Origin of the sequence: Pseudovibrio ascidiaceicola, from assembly GCF_900114245.1 — a bacterium.
GTDB classification, from domain to species: Bacteria; Pseudomonadota; Alphaproteobacteria; order Rhizobiales; family Stappiaceae; genus Pseudovibrio; species Pseudovibrio ascidiaceicola.
On record NZ_FOSK01000002.1, the window covers coordinates 66,400 to 91,216 of the forward strand.

General features: G+C 50.0%; 23 protein-coding genes. 7 read left to right on the forward strand and 16 right to left on the reverse strand.

All coding sequences use genetic code 11. The features are described 5' to 3' along the window. Positions 1–2: 2 nt before the first annotated feature. From BM231_RS04570 to BM231_RS04600, 7 genes are all read right to left on the reverse strand, one after another. A complete protein-coding gene (locus BM231_RS04570; protein ID WP_063295661.1) occupies positions 3–530 on the reverse strand; it encodes a FixH family protein in 528 nt (175 codons plus the stop codon). Between the two features lie 124 nt (positions 531–654). Next, positions 655–2,055, reverse strand: coding sequence for a cytochrome c oxidase accessory protein CcoG (gene ccoG / locus BM231_RS04575; RefSeq protein ID WP_093517835.1), 1,401 nt, complete (start codon positions 2,053–2,055; stop codon positions 655–657). A 171-nt stretch (positions 2,056–2,226) separates the two neighbouring features. Beyond that, complete coding sequence (ccoP, locus tag BM231_RS04580; RefSeq protein WP_093517174.1) at positions 2,227–3,102, reverse strand: cytochrome-c oxidase, cbb3-type subunit III; 876 nt, start codon at positions 3,100–3,102, stop codon at positions 2,227–2,229. Beyond that, positions 3,102–3,260, reverse strand: a complete 159-nt coding sequence (locus tag BM231_RS04585) for a cbb3-type cytochrome c oxidase subunit 3 (protein ID WP_057464970.1) — start codon at positions 3,258–3,260, stop codon at positions 3,102–3,104. Before BM231_RS04585 ends, ccoP begins: the two co-directional genes overlap by 1 nt. A gap of 10 nt (positions 3,261–3,270) precedes the next feature. Further along, a complete protein-coding gene (gene ccoO / locus BM231_RS04590) occupies positions 3,271–4,005 on the reverse strand; it encodes a cytochrome-c oxidase, cbb3-type subunit II (RefSeq protein WP_093517175.1) in 735 nt (244 codons plus the stop codon). 14 nt (positions 4,006–4,019) lie between these two features. Further along, the gene (gene ccoN / locus BM231_RS04595) at positions 4,020–5,666 is read right to left on the reverse strand and encodes a cytochrome-c oxidase, cbb3-type subunit I (RefSeq protein ID WP_093517176.1); all 1,647 of its coding nucleotides are present in this window, start codon (positions 5,664–5,666) and stop codon (positions 4,020–4,022) included. Positions 5,667–6,025: 359 nt separating this feature from the next. Then, positions 6,026–7,138, reverse strand: a complete 1,113-nt coding sequence (locus BM231_RS04600; RefSeq protein WP_093517177.1) for an AbrB family transcriptional regulator — start codon at positions 7,136–7,138, stop codon at positions 6,026–6,028. Between the two features lie 215 nt (positions 7,139–7,353). Here BM231_RS04600 and hemN point away from each other — a divergent pair, with 215 nt between their 5' ends. After that, entirely contained in the window at positions 7,354–8,703 is a 1,350-nt protein-coding gene (hemN, locus tag BM231_RS04605; protein ID WP_093517178.1) for an oxygen-independent coproporphyrinogen III oxidase, read from the forward strand. A gap of 151 nt (positions 8,704–8,854) precedes the next feature. Here hemN and BM231_RS04610 read toward each other — a convergent pair whose 3' ends face one another. The 5 genes from BM231_RS04610 to BM231_RS04630 all read right to left on the reverse strand — a co-directional run bounded on the left by BM231_RS04610 (position 8,855) and on the right by BM231_RS04630 (position 13,338). Further along, positions 8,855–9,574, reverse strand: a complete 720-nt coding sequence (locus tag BM231_RS04610; protein ID WP_057464965.1) for a Crp/Fnr family transcriptional regulator — start codon at positions 9,572–9,574, stop codon at positions 8,855–8,857. A 235-nt stretch (positions 9,575–9,809) separates the two neighbouring features. Then, a complete protein-coding gene (locus tag BM231_RS04615) occupies positions 9,810–10,145 on the reverse strand; it encodes a response regulator (protein ID WP_057464964.1) in 336 nt (111 codons plus the stop codon). 172 nt (positions 10,146–10,317) lie between these two features. Then, positions 10,318–10,920 carry a response regulator transcription factor gene (locus BM231_RS04620; protein WP_181952038.1) on the reverse strand — a complete coding sequence of 201 codons (603 nt, stop codon included), beginning with the start codon at positions 10,918–10,920 and terminating at the stop codon, positions 10,318–10,320. Between the two features lie 52 nt (positions 10,921–10,972). Further along, positions 10,973–12,079, reverse strand: a complete 1,107-nt coding sequence (locus BM231_RS04625; protein ID WP_093517179.1) for a two-component system sensor histidine kinase NtrB — start codon at positions 12,077–12,079, stop codon at positions 10,973–10,975. Positions 12,080–12,612: 533 nt separating this feature from the next. Continuing rightward, a complete protein-coding gene (locus BM231_RS04630) occupies positions 12,613–13,338 on the reverse strand; it encodes a hypothetical protein (RefSeq protein WP_093517180.1) in 726 nt (241 codons plus the stop codon). Positions 13,339–13,498: 160 nt separating this feature from the next. Between BM231_RS04630 and BM231_RS04635 the strand changes: the two genes are divergently transcribed. Then, positions 13,499–17,032 carry a PAS domain-containing hybrid sensor histidine kinase/response regulator gene (locus tag BM231_RS04635; RefSeq protein WP_208860088.1) on the forward strand — a complete coding sequence of 1,178 codons (3,534 nt, stop codon included), beginning with the start codon at positions 13,499–13,501 and terminating at the stop codon, positions 17,030–17,032. Positions 17,033–17,117: 85 nt separating this feature from the next. On the opposite strand, the gene BM231_RS04640 is transcribed toward BM231_RS04635, so the two are convergent. Then, positions 17,118–17,792 carry a response regulator gene (locus BM231_RS04640; protein WP_014284470.1) on the reverse strand — a complete coding sequence of 225 codons (675 nt, stop codon included), beginning with the start codon at positions 17,790–17,792 and terminating at the stop codon, positions 17,118–17,120. 473 nt (positions 17,793–18,265) lie between these two features. On the opposite strand from BM231_RS04640, the gene BM231_RS04645 reads away from it, so the two are divergent. From BM231_RS04645 to BM231_RS04655, 3 genes are all read left to right on the forward strand, one after another. Continuing rightward, positions 18,266–18,562: a hypothetical protein gene (locus BM231_RS04645; protein ID WP_208860089.1), complete on the forward strand. Its 297-nt coding sequence runs from the start codon at positions 18,266–18,268 to the stop codon at positions 18,560–18,562. Then, positions 18,559–20,271, forward strand: a complete 1,713-nt coding sequence (locus tag BM231_RS04650) for a sodium:solute symporter family transporter (RefSeq protein WP_093517181.1) — start codon at positions 18,559–18,561, stop codon at positions 20,269–20,271. Before BM231_RS04645 ends, BM231_RS04650 begins: the two co-directional genes overlap by 4 nt. Before the next feature lie 147 nt (positions 20,272–20,418). Further along, positions 20,419–20,781, forward strand: a complete 363-nt coding sequence (locus BM231_RS04655) for a hypothetical protein (protein ID WP_063310005.1) — start codon at positions 20,419–20,421, stop codon at positions 20,779–20,781. A gap of 13 nt (positions 20,782–20,794) precedes the next feature. On the opposite strand, the gene BM231_RS04660 is transcribed toward BM231_RS04655, so the two are convergent. Next, the gene (locus tag BM231_RS04660; RefSeq protein WP_208860132.1) at positions 20,795–21,199 is read right to left on the reverse strand and encodes a secondary thiamine-phosphate synthase enzyme YjbQ; all 405 of its coding nucleotides are present in this window, start codon (positions 21,197–21,199) and stop codon (positions 20,795–20,797) included. A 204-nt stretch (positions 21,200–21,403) separates the two neighbouring features. Here BM231_RS04660 and BM231_RS04665 point away from each other — a divergent pair, with 204 nt between their 5' ends. After that, a complete protein-coding gene (locus BM231_RS04665; protein WP_167550267.1) occupies positions 21,404–22,369 on the forward strand; it encodes an alpha/beta hydrolase in 966 nt (321 codons plus the stop codon). 69 nt (positions 22,370–22,438) lie between these two features. Further along, entirely contained in the window at positions 22,439–23,308 is an 870-nt protein-coding gene (locus tag BM231_RS04670; RefSeq protein WP_093517184.1) for an acyl-CoA thioesterase, read from the forward strand. A gap of 61 nt (positions 23,309–23,369) precedes the next feature. Here the strand turns inward: BM231_RS04670 and BM231_RS04675 are convergent, their stop codons facing one another. Then, positions 23,370–23,894, reverse strand: coding sequence for a hypothetical protein (locus tag BM231_RS04675; protein WP_093517185.1), 525 nt, complete (start codon positions 23,892–23,894; stop codon positions 23,370–23,372). Positions 23,895–24,037: 143 nt separating this feature from the next. Then, positions 24,038–24,661 (reverse strand): 2-hydroxychromene-2-carboxylate isomerase, encoded by a 624-nt coding sequence (locus BM231_RS04680; protein ID WP_093517186.1) that lies wholly within the window; start codon positions 24,659–24,661, stop codon positions 24,038–24,040. Positions 24,662–24,817 lie beyond the last annotated feature (156 nt).

Below are 24,817 nucleotides of genomic sequence, written 5' to 3' on the forward strand. Positions count from 1 at the left end.
CCTTACTCAGCGAAGAAAATCTTGTTTTTGGAACGGAAAATCGGAAGCGTCTTATCGCTTCGATCCGCGATTTCTACGACCACGTTCCAGTTGCCAGCCCCAATACCAGATGCATTGGCTACATATTCACCTGCGGAGCGCTCAGACAATATAAGATCCTGATCAGCTGCGGTGATTGTTGGGCGGTGCAGTTTAACGGTTACCATTTCACCGGTGATCGGAGCACCGGCTTTATCTTTTGCCAAAACGCGCACATGAGCAGAACCGTCGCCATTGCGTTCAATGGCAGCATTTACGCTCCAGTTAAGAGCGGCCTGAGCATTCGCGTTGGCGATTTCTTTGTTGTATCGCTGGCTTACCTTATAGGAACTATCGACTTCCAGTCCTGGGAAGGTGTCAATTGCGATATAGACCATAACAGCATTCATTGCAGCGATAGCGCCGAAGAACGCAATGAGGCTGAACAGAACCGTGCGGCCGGTAATCTGCCGAGGTTTACGCGGAGACTTGTGGTCTACAGCCATTGTCATATCCTAGCTCCTTTTTGGCGGCTCATAAGATGGGGGTGAGCTTCGCCTTTTTGATCGTTTAAGTGATAAGGGGCGTACCCCTTATCACGCAAGTTGAATTAGGTGTTTTTACAGCCTGTGACGACTATTTGCCGGGTGCCCGGAAGAAGTCGCTGATCACTGTTGTTTCACCAGTCTCTGTGTCCACCAGCTTAAAGCTCATAGGCAGAGAACTTGGCATTTCGACACCAGCTGGAGAGAACACGAGTGCTCGTACAGAACGAGTAGTGTCAGCATCTACCGACAAACTCAGTTGAGTATCCTTTGTCACGTCAGCCGCATTCTTGTGAATGCCCACAACTTCAAGGGTCGCCCCTTTAGGCATGTCCTCAACACTCAGCGTAAAGGATTGCTCGTTGTTGTGTTTGTTCAGCAGGCGAAGCGAGTAGCCGTTTCTGAAGGACCCGTCACTTTGTTGAACGTAGAGCGGGTTCCGGTCATGAACGACAGACAGATCCGTCATGGAACGGTTGAGCTGTGCGTACAACATCACACCCGCAATCAACGCAATGATTGCTGTATAGACAACAGTACGAGGACGGATCAGACGATAAACTGATGCCTCACCTCTTTCGCGGCGCTCAATGTTGTCGTCCGTGTCATACGCGATCAGACCCGTTGGCTTGCCAACCTTAGTCATGATCGAGTCACAGGCATCGATACACAAGCCACACTGGATGCAATCGAGCTGCGCGCCTTTACGAATATCGACACCTGTCGGACATGCATAGAAACACTGGTTACAGTCGATACAGTCACCCGCAGGCAAGCCATCTGCGATGCGTTTTTTGCTCTCTTTCAAGTGACCACGAGGTTCACCACGGTCATAACGATAGGTTACGTTTAGAGCGTGCTCGTCAGTGAGAGCTGCCTGAATACGTGGCCAAGGACACATATACACACAGACCTGCTCACGCATATGACCAGCCAGCGAGTAGGTGGTGAACGTCAGGATTCCAATCCAGACGTAAGCAGAGAATGCAGCTTGCCCTGTTGCAAGATCATATACAAGGGTTGGTGCATCCGCGAAGTAAAGAACCCACGCCCCTCCGGTCCACCAGGCAATCATTAGCCAAAGAAAATGCTTTGTTCCCTTTTTGAGAATTTTTTCTGCATTCCAAGGCTGTTTGTCCAGCGTAATCCGTTTGCGGCGATCGCCTTCAATCATGCTTTCTACGCGAAAGAACAGGTCTGTCCAAACTGTCTGCGGGCAAAGATAACCGCACCATAGGCGACCTGCGATCGCGTTCATCAAAAACAGAGCTACCGATGCAATGATGAGCAAACCGGCAAGGTAGTAGACTTCCTGCGGCCAAATTTCGAGAAAGAAGAAGTAACCTCTTTTTCTCTCAAAATCGACGAGAACAGCCTGATCAGGGAGCAAAGGCCCTCTGTCCCAACGAATGAAGGGAGTAAAGTAATAAATTCCAAGGGTAATAAAAAGGATTGCCCATTTGATTTTCCGAAAACGGCCTTTTACCTCCATGGGGTAAACTTTAGCCGCTGACGCGAACCAGGCTTCGTCCTCTTCTTTATCGATGGGTTCAACTTGGCTAGACATAATGTCTTCCTCAGTTGGCGATGTGCTTTGTGCAAGTGAAGCGAGGGCACTTACGCGTCCTCGCTTATGTCGTCATCTCAAAAATATTCAGAGATCTTATTGACCGCCACCGAGAGAGTGAACGTACACAGCCAGTGATTTAACTGTGGTCTCACCCAGACGGTCGATCCATGCAGGCATCACACCGTGACGTGGTGCATTCACCTGCGCGATGATGTCTTCTACAGACTTGCCATAGAGATAGGTTGGTGCTGTCAGGTTCGGAGAACCTGTTTCCAAGTCGCCCTTGGCGTTTTCCATATGGCAGGCAGCACAGTTCTCTTCATAGATCACTTTGCCCGCTTCCAGATCAACGCCTTCTTGCGTTGGCAGACCAGCTACAGAACCGACATAGTTTGCAACCTGAATAATCTCTTCTTTTTCAAGCAGCTCATCACGACCGAATGCAGGCATTTCCGCATACCGGGTTTCGTCATGCTCCGCACGAACACCATAAGAGATAGTGGTTGACAGGGTGTCCAAATCGCCACCCCAGATCCAGCTGTCGTCCTGAAGGTTTGGATAGCCCTCAAAGCCTGTCGCACCAGTTCCATGACAAGGTGCACAGTTGTCACCAAATGCCACTTCACCCTGAGCCATAGCAAACTCGAGCAGTGCCGGAGTGTCACGAATTTCTTCGAGAGATGCTTCGAGAAGCATCTTGCCGGTTTCTGCACGTTCTGCTGCTGCTACATCAAAATTCTCCGTCGCTACCGCACGCTGGCTGTAATTCAGAAGGCCTTTTGTGTAGCCATTGACCAATGGCCAGCTTGGCATGAGGATCCAGTAGATCACGGACCATACGATGGTGCCGTAGAACATGTAGAGCCACCACTTAGGGAGCGGGTGATTGAGTTCCTTCAGGCCATCCCATTCGTGACCAGTGGTTTCAACACCTGTTACCTGGTCGATTTCCTTTTTGTGCTCAGCCATTAATCGTCCTCCCGAAGCGGGATCTGTGAAGCATCGTTAAAGCGCTCCCCATTACTTGGCCAGCAAGCGTAAAGAACTACGCCTGCAAAGATTGCCATGAAATAGAGCAGGCCACCAGTTTGCGCGAAGTGTGCAAGAGCGGTGTAAGTCGCGTCCATCATCTTCTCCTTAGCGCAAGTTGGCTTTTTCGTCGTAGAGGCTAAAGTCTACGAGTGTGCCAAGCATCTGCAGGTAAGCCACAAGTGCATCCATCTCAGTCACATCTTTGGCGTTGCCGTCGAAGTCACGGATGAGAACATCAGGATAACGTTCTTCGAACCCTTCTGCTGCATCGCTGTCAGGCTCGGCCTGAGCGAGAAGATCCACTTTAGCGTTTGCAATCTGTTCCTCAGAGTAAGGAACGCCATACAATGCATTCACTTTCAGATGGTTCTCGATCTCGATTGTGGAGAGCTTGGCATCCATCAGGAATGGATAGCCGGGCATCACAGAGGTCGGAGACACTGAACGTGGGTTGATCAGGTGATCACGCTGCCACTCATCAGAGTACTTACCGCCCACACGAGCAAGGTCAGGACCGGTACGCTTAGAGCCCCACTGGAATGGGCGGTCATACATAGATTCCGCTGCCAGTGAGTAGTTACCGTAACGCTCCAGCTCGTCGCGCATCGGACGGATCTGCTGTGAGTGACAGGCATAGCAGCCTTCACGTACGTAGATGTTACGTCCAACAAGCTCAAGCGGGGTGTAAGGGCGCATACCCTCAGTTTTTTCGATCGTGCTCTTCAGGTAAAAAAGAGGCACGATTTCTACGAGACCGCCGATTGAGATCATGATGACGATGCCAACAATCAGGATCAGCGAGTTTTTCTCGAAGATTTGGTGTTTTTTCCAAGCAGACATTCGTGATCTCCCGATTATTCCGCTGGCGCCAGGGCAGACTGATCTGCACTTTCAACCGCTTCACCGGCACGAACAGTCATCACAAGGTTGTAAACCATGATGAATGCACCTGCGAGGAACAGAAGACCGCCGAATGCGCGCATTACATAGAACGGGTACATCGCATCTACTGTTTCGATGAAGGAGTACTCAAGGAAGCCGAGGCTGTCGTATGCACGCCACATCAGGCCCTGCATAATACCGGATACCCACATTGAACAGATATAGAACACGATTCCCAGTGTTGAGACCCAGAAGTGCCAGTTAACCAAGCGCAAAGAGTACAAAGACTTATTGTAAAGCCAAGGAACCAGACAATACAGAGCACCGAAGGAGATGTAACCAACCCAACCGAGCGCACCAGCGTGTACGTGACCAATAGTCCAGTCAGTGTAGTGTGACAGACCATTCACAGCACGGATGGACATCAAAGGCCCTTCGAAGGTCGCCATACCGTAGAATGCAACGGAAACAACCATCATGCGCAGAACAGGGTCAGTCCGCAGCTTGTCCCAAGCACCGGAGAGCGTCATCAGACCGTTGATCATACCACCCCAGGATGGCATCCAGAGGATGATGGAGAAGGTCATGCCGAGCGTACCTGCCCACTGAGGCAGAGACGTGTAGTGCAAGTGGTGAGGACCGGCCCAGATGTATAGGAAGATCAGCGCCCAAAAGTGCACGATTGACAGGCGGTAAGAATACACCGGACGTTCAGCACGTTTTGGAATGAAGTAGTACATGATTGCCAGGAAGCCAGCAGTCAGGAAGAAGCCAACAGCGTTGTGACCGTACCACCACTGCACCATCGCATCCTGAACGCCACCCCAAACAATGTAGGATTTGGTGGAGTAGATGCTGACAGGAATAGACGCGTTGTTAAACAGATGCAGAACTGCAATTGTCACGATAAACGCAAGGTAGAACCAGTTGGCTACGTAGATGTGAGCTTCTTTACGGCGCCAGATTGGGCCCAAGAATGTCAAAAGATAAGCCACCCAGACAATAGTCAGCAGCAAATCTGCATACCATTCTGGTTCAGCGTATTCTTTACTCTGTGTAACACCAAGCAGGTAGCCGGTACCTGCAACAACGATAAACAGATTATAGCCAAGAACAACAAACCAAGGCGAAATCGCACCCATCAAACGGGCCTGACACGTGCGCTGCACAACGTAGAACGATGTTGCAATCAACACGTTGCCGCCGAAGGCGAAAATCACGGCTGAAGTATGGAGAGGACGGAGACGTCCAAAATTAGTCCAAGGCAGATCAAAGTTCAGCGCTGGGAATGCCAACTGCGAAGCGATAATCACACCGACTGAAAAGCCAGCGATACCCCAAAAAACAGAAGCCCACGTAGCAAATTTTACGGGCCCCATATTATAGTTCGGCTTGCCGTTAATTTCTAACGGTGCCGGACTGTTGTTTCCGTCGAAGTATCGGCGAAAAATATAAAAGATACCTGCCAGTGATGCTAATGCTATCAAAGCGGTATGAAATGCCAAGACCTGATCCCAGGTTTTCCCTGCAATGATCAGACAGAAAATCGCTGCTACCAAAAGAAGTACGGAGTAACCGCCTTCTTCAAGCGACAGATATCTGACTTTCCGCTCACCCATGATGTTCGCCCCATATAAAGTAAACAAGTTCGTCCAGATAGGACTACCTGACCGTAGTTCTATGGGTGGCAAATTGCCCCGCCCTTGATACATGTCAAAAAGAACTCGAACAAAAAAAATAAAATTACTCTAATTCGCAACTACACCCCCCATTATTGGGTTTTCGTCATATATTACATGATTTTAGGCCAAGATGCGTTGTTTTGGCGCAGCCTGAAGCGAGTTTCAGCAGTTCCCGCAAAGATTAGCGTAATTTGATAGGTAGAGCGGTGGGAGCACGCATATATAGAATCATGATTAGCTAGATAAGTTCTCTTGATGATACCGCAGCGCACAAAACTTTCGTGGTGTCACTTCACCTAGGTCGCGACTGGGTTTTCCGTGGCATCTGTTTTTTGCGCGGATGCAGGGCCCAACACGTATCTAGTCACAATCGGCATGAATGCTAAAAGCCCCATAAAGCGAGCCAATTGGTGTGTGGCCACGAACACCGGATCGATGTCCAGCAGGATGGATATAAGAAGCATTGCTTCCATACCTCCGGGAGCAAAGGCCAGAAAAACTTTATCGAATGAGATGTCCAGAACCCAAGAGATCATCAGTGCCCCTGTTAGCGCGACTGACAGGCTGATCACAAACACCACAAGAGACGTGCTAAGCATGGGTTTGAGGGTGCTGCTGTCCATCTTTCCGATGTAGAGGCCAACATTGGTTCCCATTATGATGTAGCAAGGCGTTGCAAGCCATATTGGCAAAGCAAACTCCAACAGCCCCGTTGAGTTAAGAGCCGCACTGGCAAAGAATGCTCCGGTGAGCAGTCCTGCAGGCGCTTTGAGCTTCTGGGCAAGAACCGCAAAGATCGCGCATATTAGAAGAGCAGTCATAAGTTCTATAACAGCCGCCAAACTTAACGTCGCCTCGACATCTTGAGCCGCCACGTCAACCGACCCGTTTGGATCGACCATATTTGTGACAATCAAAGGCAGGACAGCAATCAGAAGAAACAGGCGTACGAGCTGCACGATCATAATCCGATCCATAGGCGCCCCTCTTTCCTGCGCAAGTGCGGCTGTCATTCCAAGTGCGCCCGGCAAACCCGCGAAGAATGCCTCATCCCTTCCCCACTTGCATTTTTTGTAGGCGTAAAGATAGACCGCTGTGGTGATGCCACCGACAACAGCAACCAGTGCCAACATCGACAAAGGCCACAAAGAAGCACCTTCCCAAAAATCAGGAGAGACCGCAGATCCCATAGCAGCGCCGATGAAGATGTAATTGGTGGACGTTAGCATTGTAGGAAACGTGAAGTCCTGGTCGCCGATCAATGGCAGAGAAAGAGACTTTACCAGAACCAAGGCAACCATTGGCCCTGCCAGAAAACCAGCGGGGAGAGACAATAGTTCAAAGACAGCAGCTCCTGCTCCTCCAAGCGCAAGAACTCCAATTAAAGTCAGAATGTCTTTTCCGCTCACGGCGTTACCTCCTCAGGTCATAACGACACAAGAAGTACGAATTGAAATTCATATGATCAATCTTGATAGAACCAATCAATATATAATTTCAATCAGAGAGTTTAGAACTGTTCGCAAACAGCCGCGAATTGTTTGAAGGGACTTGAGTTTTTTAAAAACTCAGTGTTGTTGACAGGGATCAAAGTTCAATTAGTCCATTTGCGTATGGTAGCGTCATGACCGATCTAGAGCAAAAATATGCGTCCCTGAACGTACCCCGTTATACCTCCTACCCCACGGCTCCTCACTTCAGTGAAGCCGTGACACCGTCTCTCTATGGTGACTGGCTGGAGAGTATTCCTCATGACACTCCTTTGTCGCTTTATCTGCACGTGCCGTTTTGTCAGGAAATGTGCCATTACTGCGGATGTAACACCAAGGCGACACGCAAGATAGCGCCGGTGCTTGCGTATGTGGAGTTGATGCTCAAAGAGATCGACCTTGTGCTGAAGCGCCTTGGTACAGGCCGCTTGGTGCACCACATCCATTGGGGTGGCGGCACACCGAGTCTCGTTCCGCGCGAAGCCTTTTTGAAGATTGTCGAAAAGCTGAAGGACAACTTCGTTTTCTCCGAGGACATTGAGCACGCGATCGAGCTCGATCCGAGAACCGTTGGTGATTATCTGGCCGAGACACTTAAGATGGCTGGCATCACACGGACCAGCTTGGGCGTTCAGGACTTTGATGAAGACGTTCAGAAACAGATTGGCCGCATTCAGCCCTACAAAACAGTGATGAAGGCTGTTACCGCTCTTCGTAATGTTGGATTGAACGATATCAACTTTGACTTGATGTACGGGTTGCCGGGACAATCTGAGCAGACAATTCGCGAGACAGTTGAGTACACCAAAGAACTTGCGCCGGGCCGTGTTGCTCTGTTCGGTTACGCGCATGTACCTTGGTTCAAGAAACACCAACAGTTGATCAAAGAAGAGAACCTGCCAGGCGCGAACGAGCGTATCCGCCTTTCGGACGTTTCTCGTGATGCACTCGTCGATGCTGGTTATGAAGTGATCGGTCTTGACCACTTTGCTCTACCAACTGACGAGATGGCAATCGCCCTGAAAGAAGGCCGCCTACGCCGGAACTTCCAAGGGTACACGACAGATACAGCTGACACTCTGATCGGCTTCGGTTGTAGCTCCATTGGTTTCTTGCCACAGGGCTATGTACAAACAACACCATCGGCTCGCGAATGGGAGCGCATGGTTGTCGATGACGTGCTGCCGATCAAGAAAGGCATTGCCGTTGACAAAGTTGATCTGTGCCGCGCTGAAATCATCATGCAGCTGATGACCTACTATGAGGTCGATTACGCAGCCACTGCAGAAAAGCACGGATTGCCAGTCAGTGAGTTTGACAGCATTCCAGCTGAGATGCAGGAGATGATTGATGATGGTGTTGCGACCCTAGAGGGCACCGTTGTTGGCGTGACTGATGCAGGCCGGCGCTATGTACGCGTTGTAGCAGCTGCGTTTGATACTTATCTTGCAACTCAGCAAGCACGCCACTCTGTTGCGGTATAATCGCGACCTGATCCAATGATGAAAGAAGCGGCCTTTATGGGCCGCTTTTCTTTTGTCCGGACAACAAAAAAGGCGCTGAGTTTTCAGCGCCTGTTTCATTCATGTACTATGGATGCCTTAGTCGGGCATCTTTGATCTTACAGCGAGCTTCTTAGTGCATACCGGTCAGCTGACAGATGCCGCAGATGTTGGTGATGTGGATGCTGTCCTGCTTTTCAACCTTGATCAGACCACGACGCTTCAACTGAGAAATCACGCGGCTTACGGTTTCAATGGTCAGACCGAGATAGTCGGCAATTTCCTGACGAGTCATGGACAGTGCAACAGTCTTGGTATCTGGTCGACCTTCTTCATTTGGGCCTGAACAGCCGTGTCCGCCACGATTTGGCACCAAGCTCATCAGGAAGGTAGAAACGCGCTCCAGTGCTGATTTACGGCCCAGCAGAACTGTATGTTCGTGAAGGATCTCCATCTGGGAGAGCAAGCAACGATTTACATAGTGCTGCATCATCGGAGATGTAGAGATCTCGCGGCTTTCAAAAACCTGCAGTTCAACTTCGGTCAACGCCTCTGCCGTGCAGTCAAAGAAGTCACGGTTGGAAAAACCAAGCATATCGCCTTCACGCAGAATATAGACCACCTGGCGGCGACCGTCCGGAAGCAGCTTGTAGAGCATCATAACCCCACGCACGACTTCATAGAGGCGCTCTGCCTTGTCACCTTCGTAGAAAAGCACGTCATGCGCAGACAAACGCTGCTTACGACCAAGATGCTTTCCCGCGGCTTCTGGCTGCTTGAAGTTTTCCTGACAACCGCTGAATGGTGCCTGGCCATCAAGGTCGCTAAGCTTTGTCAATGTGGCCGATACCATAATCCCTCCTCGCGGATATCTCCGCAAACATCGTGCCTAGGCAAGTAGCGAGAACTATTCGTCTATTCTCTAAATGCCGCTTGGCCATGGCAAACATCCGTCATTGCTTGCCTGACCTGTTGATGCAGATTTACTGATTAGAATGCAACGTCAAAATACGCATTAAAACTTATAGAGCAGGTTCATATCTCAGTAATTTGATCTGAAACAACCGAAATTTTGCGTTAGATCAAGTTTACACGTATACCAATAAATCCTGTTCTTTCAATGGCTTACGAACAACAGGCGTTGTGGTGATTTTTGGTAAATCTCGCGTAATCTTCCAGAGAGGCTGGCCGCTGATTGCGACAATTTGTGGCGCCTCATCCAAAGCAGCAACCTTCTCAATGAGATCAGATCCCGCTAATCCGGGAAGGTGCAGATCAACAAAGACAGTGTCATCTATACGAGGTGAAGCATCTGAGAGAAACGATTCTCCATCTGCAAAAGCGGCGCATGAAAGTTCGAGGCTCTCAAACATCCTAGCAATTGCATCTCGCACAGATACATCATCTTCGACAATATAGATCACAACAAACCCCAGCGTTGTTCTCGTAGCTCATGAGACAAAGCACAAAGGTGCAGCACTTTGTCTCACCAGTCACCATAACCAAGCGCTGGGGTCTTGTAATGCGTAGTAACACTCGGGAATAACAAGATTGGCCGAAAGTATAGCCAGTCATTCCCTATGAAGTTGCGCTACATCAAGCAGCTGGTGGCTCACCTGTGAGGACGATGCGGACGAGATCCGCAGCATTACGTGCACCAAGTTTTTCCATGATGCGCGCGCGGTGAACTTCAACAGTACGTGGAGAGATCTTGAGGTTTCTACCAGCTTCCTTGTTGGAAGAGCCAGCAGTGATCTCAGTCAGCACCTGACGCTCGCGTGGTGTCAAAGTTTCTGCGCCAGGGAATGTCAGTGTGTTTGCACCACTTGCCTGCGCGTTTCTGGAAACAGCTTCACGTACACGGGAGATGATGGATTCAACGTCGAACGGCTTTTCAATGAAGTCGTAAGCGCCTGATTTGATCGCTTCAACAGCCATTGGGATATCGCCCTGACCGGAAATGATAAAGATTGGTGCAGGGAAGTTCTCACCATTCAGACTTTTCAGAATATCAATGCCTGAGCGTCCTGGCATATGAACGTCAAGAAGAACACAGTTCGGTGTTTCTTCTTCTACCCCACCAAGAAACTCTTCAGCATTCGCAAAGGATTTTACGCGAAACCCTTCTGTTTCAAACAGCAGAGAAAGCGCGTCGCGAACCGCTGGGTCATCGTCAACAATATGGATCACAGACGGCATGGTCATGATTGCTCAGGTCCTTATTCTTGTTGTTCTAAACAACAGCTTCAGCTTAGCTCGTTGCTTTTGAGTTTACCGGGAGCCTCAAAGTGAAGGTTGCACCTTTACCTTCCTCATATGGCTCTACAAGTAAATCGCCACCATGGTTTTGGGCTATACTCCGAGAAATCGCAAGTCCAATACCTAAACCGCGCCGCTTTGTCCCAGTAAAGGCCTTGAAAAGGTGCGACACTGCTTCCTCATCCAGCCCCGGTCCAGTGTCCATAACCTTAACAAACACATTGTCATCGTCGCGTTCGACGGAGACAATTACTTGCTTAACAGGTTGATCCTTTACGGCTTCGCCTGCATTTCGGATCAAGTTTACAAGAATCTGTTGTATTTGTACGGAGTCCAACTCAAGCTGGTAGTTATAGTCCACGAAAGTAGAGATAAACTCGACATCATCCGCTTCGTGCCCTACCCGGACGAGCTCAAGACAATCGTCAATGAGCGTTGCCAGGCCTGTTCCGATGCATTGCGGAGCTTGCCGTTCAACAAAATTACGCATCCGCTGGATGATATGGCCAGCACGTTCAGCTTCCACCACAGCCTTATCCATCAGGCTGATCATAGGATCATCAGGCTGATCAGCAGCTCTTGCACGGCGCGCTGCCGTTTGCAGATAGAGCATCAGAGCAGTGAGTGGCTGATTAACCTCGTGCGCAATCGCAGCGCCCATTTCGTCCAGCGCATTCACTCGGGTCATCGTCACCAGGTTAGATTGCAACACACGAAGGCGTTCTTCATATTCCTTGGTTGCCCGAAGATCTTTCAGGACGCCAATGAACTGGTGGCCACTTTCGGTCTGAGCTTCACCAACGGACAGCTCTATTGGAATTTCGGTTCCATCTTTATGGCGACCGACGACTTCGCGGCCAATGCCGACAACTTTTGGGTCTCCGGATTTCAGATAGTTCCGAATGAACTGGTCATGCTGCTTAGCTATGGCGCTCGGCATCAATGTGTTGACATTCTTGCCAACGACTTCGGCGCTCTTGTAGCCAAACATGTTCTCGCAAGCACGGTTATAGATCAGGATAGTTCCGTTATCATCTATGACGATGATGCCATTAACGGCTGTATCCAGAACACTGTGCAAGCATGAAGAGGAGACCATAGTAGTTTCCTAGTTGTTGTAGGCGTACCCGTACGCTTATCTAAACGGGTATCTAGATGGGTATTTTGACTAATCAGCTATCCCATGGCCCGAGCTAGGTCAATCACCTAGCCTGCGACTGATTTAACGATTAATTCCCGCTAATTCATTGATATATTACGTAGGAGACGAGCGTTCTCTAAACCTGAGCGTGTAAATTTGAAGTTTGAAGACATTGATAGCGAGATGAACCCCCGCCTAGATAATGCACTTACCTATTGCAAAACCCAGAGAACCCTTAGGTTAGTTTATGTAAAATATTATTTTACGAGTTTTAGGTGGTGACGCAAAATCATTGCGTAATTTGGAATAAGACTAAGTAGAGTAAACCAAAAGTAGTAAGCGTGTTCACCTATACGGCGCGTATATGTCGCAGGATACATCATGCCCTGAACCCATGTTTTCCACCGAAGCACAACGTTTTCGGCTCTTTGGCTCCGTTATCGAAGCTTCTCTTTGAGTCGTGTTTGCCAATTGAAATTTTATTTCGCCGCTTACAAGTCGGGATCAGGAGATCGGATTTGATGGTTTTGCGCCAACTCAGTGAGCGCTTTGAAATTGGCACGTATTGAGAACTCATGCTGCAACTGCAAAAGGTTCAACCTCAATCCGTTGAGAAGTAACAGCTCATCGTGACCATGCAGACGTTTGTGAACCGGCAGACTTCCAAAGATCTTTGAGACCTGTGTAGCTGCAATGTCGGCAACACTTCGAGTTGGTACCAAAGCATCAGTGCGCATTTTGGTTGGCATGTTCTGAGCCGCAGATGTCCATTCCTGCACTGAGCAAACGGAAGCTTCCTGATGTTCGACTAAGATTTCTTTGAGGAGTTGTCCGATCATGCCTGCAAGATCCTGCGGATCCATTCTCGTTTTTTGTCGCAACACAATGAGAGCCATTTCACCAACAAGCTCAACCGTGATGGAGAAAGAGTTCCAACGGGAGGCTTCCAGCGCCTGCTGAAAATCTTCCTCATCGAGTAATGTCTTCCAATGGACACCAGCCCGAGAGCGGGAGTATTCCTGCACATTCTTATAAGTCAGATAGGCCGCACTGCGCCCAAGATACCCTTTTAACTTAGCAAGGGTATCCAAGTCGGATCTATAAAAGAAGAAAGCATAGATGCGCTTCAGCCAGCTTGGACTGTCGAGAGATACATTCTCGATATTTTCAAAGGCACCCAGCAGGTTCTCTTTGGTAGAATTGCGTTGCTGTCCCAACTCATAGCCTTTCGTCGCGGTCGGAAAAATCTACAGTTACAAAGACGCAATAACTCGTATTGAACTCTTGCCTTTCACAAAAGATCGGTCAACTGTGCAACATTGAGAGACAAAAAACATTTAATGGAAGTAACGGACCTACCAGTCCGGCGGGGGAAGCATGCTTCAAGGTTGGATCGTAGTCCTTGTCGCTTTGGCATATATACTGCTCTTATTTGTTATCGCGAGTTACGGTGACAAAGTCGCCAAGAACCGCGTTAAGAAGACAAGAGGGCGGCCACTCATCTATGCCCTCTCACTCTCCGTTTACTGCACATCATGGACATTTTTTGGATCTGTTGGATCTGCTTCGAGAAATGGTTTCGAGTTTATTGCCATTTACCTCGGGCCTATTCTTGTGTTCGCCTTTGGGTTTCCGCTGATCCTGCGAGTGATCCAACTTGCGAAGGCGGAGAAAATTACATCCGTTGCCGACTTTATTGCTGCCAGGTATGGCAAAAACCCTATGGTTGGCGCGATTGTAACGTTGATCGCCTTTATCGGCATGATCCCTTACATCGCACTTCAACTGAAGGCACTGGATCTGTCTGTCGGCACAATTGTACTGCATCCATTATTGTCTCTTGATGATGCGGAGATCTCGATCTTCGGTGATGAAACACTGATGATCGCCATTTTCATGGCAGTGTTTACATGGTTGTTCGGCACTCGTCATATTGATGCGACCGAGCACCAAGAAGGCTTGATGCTGTCCATCGCTACTGAAGCCGTCGTTAAGCTCATTGCTTTCCTCGCGATCGGTATCTGGGTCACCTTCATGTTGTTTGATGGCCCTTGGGATCTCCTTCACGCTTCCTTTGCCAACACCAACAGTTCGCAGGATCTGTTCACGAATATCAACGCGAGCAAGTGGGCCGTTATTACGCTTCTCTCTTTATTCTCTATTGTGCTTCTGCCGCGCCAGTTCCATGTGACCGTGACGGAATACAACAGTGAAGCAGAGTTGAAACGGGCGACATGGCTGTTCCCGAGTTACCTGATCGCTATCAACCTGTTTGTCGTACCAATTGCCCTTGCAGGTCTGACGATTTTAGGAAACACGGTTGATCCAGACATGTTCGTGCTGGCGCTGCCGCGTGCTTATGATGCTGACTGGCTGACCTTACTGGTGTTTATTGGTGGCCTTTCCGCCGCTACAGCCATGGTGATTGTGACCACCGTTGCGCTTTCCATCATGGTTTCCAATGATCTGGTGATGCCGATCATTCTGCGCCGGCGTAGTGAAGACGAGATTATCTCGACTTCAGGCGAAGACATGAGCCAGCTTGTGTTGGGCATTCGGCGCATGTCAATCTTCCTCGTCATTCTGGGAAGCTATGTCTACTATCGCGTTGCAGGTGATAGCGCGGCTCTTTCAAGCATCGGTCTCCTCTCATTTGCAGCAATTGCGCAGTTCGCTCCAGCCTTTATCGGTGGCTTGATCTGGCGCAGAGCAACGGCGCGCGGCGCGATTGCTAGTATGACCGCTGGATTTGCTGTCTGGTTCTACACGCTACTGCTTCCTGTCTTTGCACGTGAGAGCATCTTTGGCTCAAACATCCTGAATGATGGGCCGTTCGGCATAGAGATCCTGAAGCCTGAAGCACTGCTGTATCTTGATATGGATCCGTTTGTGCATGGTGTACTTTGGAGCCTTTTATCAGGACTGTTGTTCTATGTGGTCTTCTCACTCACGCGGCATCCAACTGCGATTGAGCGTATACAGGCAAACACTTTTGTGCCCACCGGGATTGCGCAGGCCCCTGCTCTAAGGAAGCTGCGAACAACAGTGACGATCGGAGATCTACAAGCAACGATTTCTCGCTATGTTGGAGAAGAGCGGACACAACGCTCCTTTGATACTTATGCTGCGGAGCATCGCATCACGATTGACAGCAGCGAAGAAGCCGATGCCGTGATCCTGCGTTTTTCCGAGCAACTGCTTGCCAGTGCAATCGGTTCAGCCTCCGCACGACTGGTGCTTTCCCTTTTGCTCAAACGGCGAGACCCGGGCACTCAGGAAGCGATCAAGCTGCTGGATGATGCGACTGAGGCTATTCAGTATAACCGTGATCTTTTGCAGATCGCGCTAGACCAAGTGCGGCAGGGTATTTCGGTTTATGATAAGGATCTGCGTCTGATCTGCTGGAACCGACAGTATCGCGAAATGCTTATGTTGCCGGCCAAATTTGGACAAGTTGGCACTTCGCTTGAAGAGATGATCCGCCATATTGCGGAGGCAGGCGAGTTTGGTGATGGCGACGTTGACGAGATTGTCGGCCTGCGCATGCACAACTTCATCAATCGCCAAGAGACCTATCAGGAACATCTGGTCAGCACCGGCACGGTGTTGGAAGTGCGTACAAGCCCGATGCCTTATGGTGGTCTGGTCACCAGCTACACCGATATTACAGAGCGTGTCTTTGCAGAGGAAGCTCTGGCGCGCGCCAATGAGAATCTGGAGCAGCGGGTTCGTGACCGGACCGAAGAGCTGACAAAGGTGAATGAGCAGCTTGAGGCTGCAAAGAAGACAGCTGAGCTGGCTTATCAGGACAAGACGCGGTTCCTGGCAGCTGCAAGCCATGACATTTTGCAGCCTTTGAATGCGGCGCGGCTTTATTCTTCTACCCTTACAGACCGCTTCATGGACGGAGACCCGGAAGACCGTAAACTGGTCAGCAATATCGAGGCCTCGCTGGAGTCTGTGGAGGAGATCATTGGTGCCGTTCTCGATATCTCTCGTCTGGATACGCGTGCGTTCAAAGCAGAGATTTCGACGTTCCGCCTTGATGACATTCTTAATCCGCTGCGCGTGGAGTTCACTCCAATTGCCAAGGAAAAAGGGCTTAAGCTCAAAATCCGCAGCACTGATGTGTGCGTACGCTCAGATCGGCGTCTCTTGCGGCGTTTGCTGCAGAACCTCATTTCGAATGGGCTGAAGTACACCACAAAAGGTGGTGTGGTTGTTGGCGTTCGCAAAACGAAGAACAACATGGCGAATATTGAGGTCTACGATAGCGGGATCGGCATTCCAGAGAAGCAACAGGAGCTGATTTTCAAGGAATTCCGTCGCCTTGATGATGGAGCACGCATTGCCTCCGGGCTTGGGCTTGGCCTTTCTATCGTAGAACGCATCAGTAAGGTGTTGGCGCTCAACGTGGCACTCAAGTCTCAGGATGGGAAAGGCTCTCGCTTCTCTCTTGCCATTAAAGAGGCCATGAGCGTGCCGGTTGCCGCGAAGCAAGCTCAACCTAGCGCTATCGTCAGCCAGCTGGCTGGTCTCAATGTGCTGGCCATCGACAACGAACCTCAGATTCTGGAAGGCATGGAGTCTTTGTTGCGGACATGGAAATGCAACGTGCTGACCGCCCCAAATGCACAGGATGCTGCCAAGGCGATCTATGCCAGCAAGACACAGCCAGACATTATTCTGGCAGACTACCACCTGGATCAGGGCACTGGCATTGAAGCGGTTGTTCACTTGCGCTGGAAGTTTGGTGTCCATTTCCCCGCTATGCTTATTACTGCAGACCGAACAGCTGAGGTACGGGCAGAAGCCTCTGACAAAGATATGGAGATGATCCATAAACCGCTGAAGCCAGCTGTGCTCAGAGCACATCTGATGCGTTGTAAGGCAGCTCTCGGAGATACGTGATCTTTCAGCAGACATTTATTTGGCATTGCCAACAAAAAAGGCGCTCCAAAGAGCGCCTTTTTTCGTAGATCATCTCGAAGAATGCCTAGCCAGCAATGCTTTGCCACTGACCAGCTTCGATTTTTGCCGCTGCAATGACTGCCTGTGTCCGACTTTCAACGCCCAGCTTCTGCAAAATAGCAGAAACGTGCGCCTTTACAGTCGCTTCAGATACAGACAACTCATAAGCGATCTGCTTATTCAGCAAACCTTGCGAAAGCATCATCAACACACGCACTTGCTGCGGTGTTAAAGACGCGAGACGCTGAGCCATTTTGGTTGCTTCATCAACGGTGTTCAGGTCAATGTCTGGTGGAATCCAAACGCCTCCCTCCAGAACTACTGAAACACCATCCTGAATGACATCGATACCAAGTGACTTTGGAATATACCCGGACGCGCCAAACTCAATGGCACTGCGAATTGTAGTCGGATCTTCTGTTCCGGAAACGACAACAATTGGCACACCCACATATTGAGCACGCAAGTACATTAATCCAGAGAACCCTCGCATGCCCGGCATGGACAGATCCAGAAGGATCATGTCTACGTCTTCCTCCCGATCGAGAGCAGCGGTGACTTCATCAAGGCTCCCAGCCTCGATAATCTTTACCGATGCGAACTGTTTCTCGATTGTTTGACGCATTGCACCACGGAACAGCGGGTGGTCATCAGCGATAATAAAGCGGTGGACCGCGTTGTGCACGCTGTGCTCCTCCATTTCTTGTCGTGGACTGCCTCCAATGATCTTCGATCCGTCTCGTCGAAATAAGATCATCAGATTTGCAGTTTTCGACGCCTCGGGAGCATAAACGAGAATTTCGCAGCTCTCCCAAAACGCCACGATAGATATTTTACAACCTTAGAACTCCGCGGAGTTTCAACCGGTCGCATCCCCCTATACAAAAGCATTATGCGAAACAGGGAGGTGCTGGCAAGCATGAAGTTGATTGTTTTCACTCATCTCACGTACTTTTACCACAAAACCGTCAGTAATCATTAAGATATTGCAAGAAGGCATGCAGAGAACTCAAGAGTTGCTCCCAAAGTATGGGCTACCTAAATCGTGCGTTTTTCTGTTTTGTGCACTTCAAGGATTGGGGATTAGTATTAGGTAGTAGAATTTTAGTCTAGCGGTTCGCTTAGGGGACTGTAGAGTATGTATACGTTGGGTAATCATTACTGGAGGTGGGAGTGCGTACACCAAATAGAGTCGCCTACTGGACCAAAACACGTGCGCTCATGGCTGCAACGCTCATTCTCTGGCTCATCTTCTTTGGCGTCGCTATCTTTTATGGAGCACCCGGCTCTGATCCCAATGCCCCTCAAAATGATTTGAGTGGGCTTTTCGGTTCTCTTTCAAACAGTTATGTGTGGGGATGCCTCCTGTTTTTCGTCGCAAGTATCCTGATCTCATGGTTTTGCGGTGCACAGGACAGGCTTGATGAAGGCAGCACTGGTTCATCTCAGCGACGGGGGAGCACATCATGACACTCTCCAGTCTCGATCCTCATCCTTCGCAATATAAAGGCCTTCCGCTTGCGCTTTCTCTGTTTACGCTCGCACTCTTTTTGCTGACTGGCTTACTTGCAGTTATGGAGAAAGCTGGTGTTGTTGTCGTGCTCATTGAAGCGTTGATGGCTTTGCTGCCATTGCTGGTATTCGCCATGGTAGGTGTTCTGGCGCGGACCATGAAGCTCTCCGAGTATCATTGGGGCGGTAAGAGCGTGCCTGCAGGTTTGACAGGCGTGACCTTGGCTGCATGCTTTGTTGGTGGCAGCTTCTTTCCGCTGTTTCTCTCTGTCATTTTCCTGCCAGAATACATCAGCTTCCCAATTGTTTTGGGATGGGTGAGCAGTCTTGTCTTGTGTGCAGTGCTATTTGCCTCCCCTCTCCGGAAGTTTGGTTCAGCGACGGTTCCTGAGTTTTTGGGTGTCCGTTTGCAGAGTAATTTGGTTCGGTTGATCGCCAGCGGATTGGTTATTCTTGTTGGCATTCCTCTCCTATGCACCGAGATGTTGATTGGCGGTCAGGTACTGGCAACATCTCTCAGCGCGACCTCTACGACAGGTATTCTGCTCTTTTCTATGGTGTTGCTCATTTCTGTTGTGCTTGGCGGTGTCAGCAGTGCTGTGTGGACCCAGGCTCTACAAGGCGTGCTGATGGTGTTTGCCTGTCTTTCGCCAGTCATCTTGCTAGGGTTAGACCAGCTGACATCACCTATGATCACTGAAAATGCCGGTTTCACCAGCGTTGTCAGCACCTCGCTCACAGAGCAACTCACTGCAATCATTGATCTTGAGAATACGAGTATCGGTTGGTTCTTAATGCAAAGTCCATATGCTGGTGGGCTCTGGCCGTTGATTGGAACAGCTCTTTTCTTTGCCATTGGCATGGCTAGCCTTCCCCACCTTCTCAGCAAATTTTTGGGTACTGGTAGTTCGTCGTCTTCTCGTCGTGCGGCCGGGTATTCTCTTTCCTTCCTTTTACTCCTGATGGTCGTTGGTTCGGCTTATTTCCTATTGCTGGCAGATGAGCGGCTTCAGAGCTTGCTTGGTCCGAACGCATTGGATCAAGGTCATCAAAGCGGTCTCATTGCCGCGCTGATCAGGTCCGGGATTGTTGCAGCAGCACTTGCGGCAAGTTCGGCCCTCTTAATGGCACTTTCAACAAGCGTTTCGCGAGATCTCATTGAGGCTTTGGTGCTGCCGCGTGCTTCACTCAACCAGAAGATCGTGCTGGCACGTGTTGTGGTGCTGCTGATTTGTGCCTTTGTCACGTACCTGGCCTATAGCGAGAGCTTGTTGTTTCTGGACATGTTGACATTGTCGCTCTCCCTTGCAGCAGCAGCCTTCTTTCCTGTGCTTGTACTTTCATGCTGGTGGAGCAGGTTTCACGCAACTGCGGCTTACAGCGCAATGCTTGCAGGCAGCCTGGCGACTTTGTTTTACGCTCTTGCGGTGACCAGTGGCTCTACCGGTTTCTGGTTTGGGTTTCCTGCGGAGATGGGCGGGCTGCTCGGTGTGTTCCTTGGGTTTGCCGTCGGAATTTCACTTTCGTACGTTACTTTTTCCGAGGACGAGCGGCATTTTCATCTGGCAAGTCTACTAGAGCAACCAGGTGAACGTGACCTCTCGATAGATCCACCTGATACTTCTGACAAGGATGAACCAGAAGAACTCATAGAGATTAAGACGTAATTTTCAGAAAGTTGTAAGTAAACCCTTACAAACACCAAAGGTCGTTTGCAGTCCATTTACGCCGATTCAAATTTACAACTTCCGCTAAGTCGAATTCAATAGAGCTGCGTCTATAGTTTATCTCCAATAGAAGCCTAGGAGAAACCTATGGACGCTTTACAACGTGCTGCCCGTGCCAGCGTTGCTCGTATCTGCGGATTTTATTGCCTCGGCGTGCTCCTCATTATGGCAGCGCTCAGCTTTGATCCAGCCAGTTCCTTTCGCACAGGTGCCATGCTCGCAATCGCTCTGAGTGCTGTGCTGGTTTACAAGGCCTGGATCATGCCAAACGGCAACCATGAAGGCGATGATGCGTGGGCCTTGATCAAGGGGCAGGATAGCAGTGGGCAAGATCCAAACAGGATGCAAAGCGACGCGCTACGCACCGCCTATCACGAGTACTCCAAACGTGCGATGGTTGTCGCTCTGGGGCTCTGGTTCGTAAGTGTTGTGGCTAGTATTTCTGACTGACGTTCACTAGCGGTCAGGAACCAAGATAATGCAGGGTCATGGAGCGTCTATGCGGCGCTCTTCTATGCTCGATCAGGTAGATACCCTGCCAGGTCCCCAAATCCAACTCCCCGTCGACCACCGGTATTTGCAAGGACACTCCTGTGAGCATCGTTTTGATGTGGGCAGGCATATCATCCGGACCTTCATAAGAATGGAGCCACCCACCATTTTCAGGTGCGACATTTACCAGGGCCTTTTGCAGGTCCTGCAAAACAGTTGGGTCGGCATTTTCCTGGATGGTGACAGAGGCCGAGGTATGGCGAACGAACAATGTGAGCAGTCCGTCTTTCAATTGAAGCGACTTGGCCCATTCCCGGATCTCTTTGGTAACTTCATAAAAGCCCAAACCTTCCGTCATGAACACCAGTCGTCCCATAGATTGAGAGAGTTGCGTCTGACCACTATCGATGGTCCAGACTTCGCAGCTGTTCTTCGTTTTTGACCAACCCGACATGTTCGAAATCCATCCCCTTATTATTCGTTAATTAAGATCGTGTCGTTGTCATTGACGCGAGATTGCGCGACAACTTCTATAATAAACATCTTGGCAACATCTTATTGTCGCTTCCGGAGAAACTGCATGTCCGAGAATTTCGCTCCTCTGTCGATAAGTCAAGAGGCCGTCGCTGAAGCAAAGGCATTTAACAAGGAAATGACGGAACAGCTGCGCGCGCTTCCTGATCCATGGAGTTTCCCCCCAACTGTCACCCGTGAACGCCGGTTACAGGGGCTTGGTGCGTTTCCTATCCCCACTTATTCGGAGCAGGCTGAAGATCTGGAGATTGAGGGACAGCACGGTTCTATCACTCTGCGGTTCTTCAAAGCTGACAATAACTCATCAAAAGGTGTGATTATTCATTTCCATGGTGGAGGCTTTGTCTTCGGCTCTGCCTCTTTTCAGGATCCTTACCTAGAGAGCATGGCGAAGACTATAGGGTTAGATGTAATCTCAGTTGAGTACCGGCTTGCTCCAGAACATCCCTTCCCTCAAGGACCTGATGATTGTGAAGCGGCTTGTCATTGGATCTTGAATGAAGGTGCAAGTAAGTATGGTTGGAACTCCTTCGCTCTGACCGGGGAGAGTGCGGGGGCAACGCTGGCTTTGACGACCGCCCTACGGTTACGTGACAAGCATGGGATGATCCCCTTTAAGGCCTTGGTTTTACTATCAGGTTGGTATGACATCGGCCTTACACCGTCTGCTCGCCTTTGGGGTGAGGAGGTGCTTTTTCCAACAACCCGCGACCTTCAAATGTTCAGCCGGCATTTTCTGCTGGGAGAGGAAAATACGGACAATCCGGCTGTTTCCCCTTTGTATGCACGACTAGAAGGATTGCCGCCAACGCTGCTAAGTGTAGGTACAGAAGATCCACTACTGGATGATACTTGTTTTCTCGCGTCCAGGTTGAAATCTGCCAGGGTGGAGACTTCACTTGAGGTTTATCCCCATGGATGTCATGTTTTTCAAAGTTTTGATCTTGCTCTTGCCAAGCTGAGCACCCAAAGGATAGATAGTTTTTTTCGGACGAAATTCGGTTCGACCTAACCTAATTATTAATAATTAGTGAGGTATCGCAGTAGCGCTTATGGACCGAGGCTGCACAAAGGGTTGGATATGGCAAGCTTAGAAACACTTCTCTCGTTTGTGAATACATGGGAATGCGACGAGAACGACCATTTGAACGTGCAGTTTTACTTCTCCAAATTTGAAGAAGCTGACCGTCAATTCAGAATGATGACCGGATTTAGCGAAGCATTGGTTGGTGCGCGCCGTGTTCGGCACGTGCGTTACCATGCAGAGCTGGTTGCTGCATCCCTGATTACCGTGAAGTCTTATGTGGCCTTTGATGGGCCGCACATGCTCTCTGTTGTGCATGAAATGATTGAAGGCTCCACCGGGGAAATTTGTGCAACAGCTATCGACGGATATACGCCAAATCCTAGTTCTGCAAAGCAGTTGCGTGCGCGCTTCAAAGATGTTGAGGAGAATATCTCCAAGCCAGCTGTCCCGCGCGGTATCTCTCCAAGCCCGTTCTCCGGCAAACCGACCATTGATGATTTACTCAAGAGCGGTGCGCAGATTACTGGCCGCTCAACAGTTCTGCCACGTCATCTGAATGCTGAACAGAAAGCTGAAGACGCGTTTGCTCTTGCCTGCTTCTCTGATGCAGCAGCACATGTGTGGGAGCGGACTCCGATGAACACAGCGTGGCTGGATGAGAATGAATATGGCCGGGTTGCGCTGGAGCAGAAGCTTTCCTGGATCAGCCCGCTGAAGCTGGGGGATATGGGTCTGGTGATTTCTACGCTGACCAGCGTTCAGGAAAACACCTTTACGATCCGCCATCATTTGTTTGAATCTCGCACCAAGCGTTTGGCGGCGGTGTGTGATCAGGTGTCTATCAGCATGGATCTGAACAGTCGTAAGACTGTTCCTCTGACCGCAGATTTCCGCACAGCACTGGTCGCCTTACAAACACAGTAAGCTTTGCGATCAACGCGTTAAGAACCGCCTTCCTTGGAAGGCGGTTTTTTTATGCCCGCTGTTACTGTGCTGGCTGTTCGTTTTCGGCTTTTTGGAAATCGTCTTTCATTTCTTCAACAACAGAGAAGAAACGGCGCATGGCGTTCTCGGTGAACTCCAGTGCTTCTTCCAGTTTTTGCTCTTCCTCGTCGCCGAACCAGCCTTCTTCCTGTTGTTTGGTGATGGAGAGGTCGAGGCCTGCTTCGGGTTTGATTGCGGCGATGCTGGCGTCTTCGGTCAGGGTAGCAAGTGCCTCTGAGATGCGTCTAAGTTCCTGACGCATCTTGTCATTTTCTGCTTCCAGACGGGTAATTTCGTCCTCGTAGACCATGATGCCGTCGAGGGAGGGCTGGCAGACGAGTTTTTCGGCCTTGGTGGCGCAGAGTGAGACTATCCCCGTGCGGGTATCGAGGCGAACCAGCCCTTTATCCGTCTGCTGCATTTCAAAGCGAACGGGCACATCCTGCTCAGTTTGGGCAAATGCGCTTTGTCCGCTCATCGCAAAGATGACCGCGAGAATTCCACTGGCCAGATAAGACTGTTTCACGATTTCTTCCCATCTCTGTTTCAAATCAACGATTTAGAGCAGCTGGAGATTGCAGCGCCATACCTGCTGGCAGATATGGCTTTCAGTTTAGCAGCAATCAGAGCGCCTTGACCATCCGATCAGACATAGGTGTGAAATGGGGACTACTCGAGGCTTTGATAAGGGCCGCGGCCACTTTTCAACGCATCTTCCAGCAGGTCAAGACGGTCTTGTCCCCAAAATGGCTCGGAGTTGAGCAGGTAGGTTGGTGAACCGACGGCATTTGCCGTTTCAGCCATGCGGGAGTTGACGGTGTAGGCTTCCAGCATCTCATCAGACTTTCCAGCTGCGATGAGGTTATCCGCGTCCAGACCGAGTTCATTCAGGATGGCTGTCAGGACGTTTTCATCGGCTGCGTTCAGGTCTTTTTGCCAGACAGCTTCGAAGACTTTCTGGGAATAAGTGCCAACCGGGCCGCCCTGCTCCTGCAGACGAATTGCGATGGAATCTGCCAGTGCGATGTCCGTCGGGAAATGGGCTGGCTTGTAGCTCATTGAAACGCCGCGCTTTTCTGCCCAGCGCTGGAGTTCAATAAACCGATACTTCTGGCGGGCCGGATGGCGTTTGCCCAGAGGCAGTCCGCCCGTCAGCGGGAACAAGACGGCAAGATTGACTGGCCGAAAAGTTACTGTGACATCATATTTATCCGCGATGCGCAGAAATTCCTGATGGCCCAGATACGCCCATGGTGACAGGTGCGTATAGAAGTAATCGATCTGTGCAGTCATGATTGTTCCCCAATGTATACACTCAGTCTATCCTCTTGCAAAAACAGACAGATTTCAATGAGAAAGCCCTGCGCGGGCGTTCACAAAAACGCGCAGACCGTATGAGCAGCTATAAAGATTTGTTTTTGTGGGAGTTTATGCAAAATGCAGCCCATT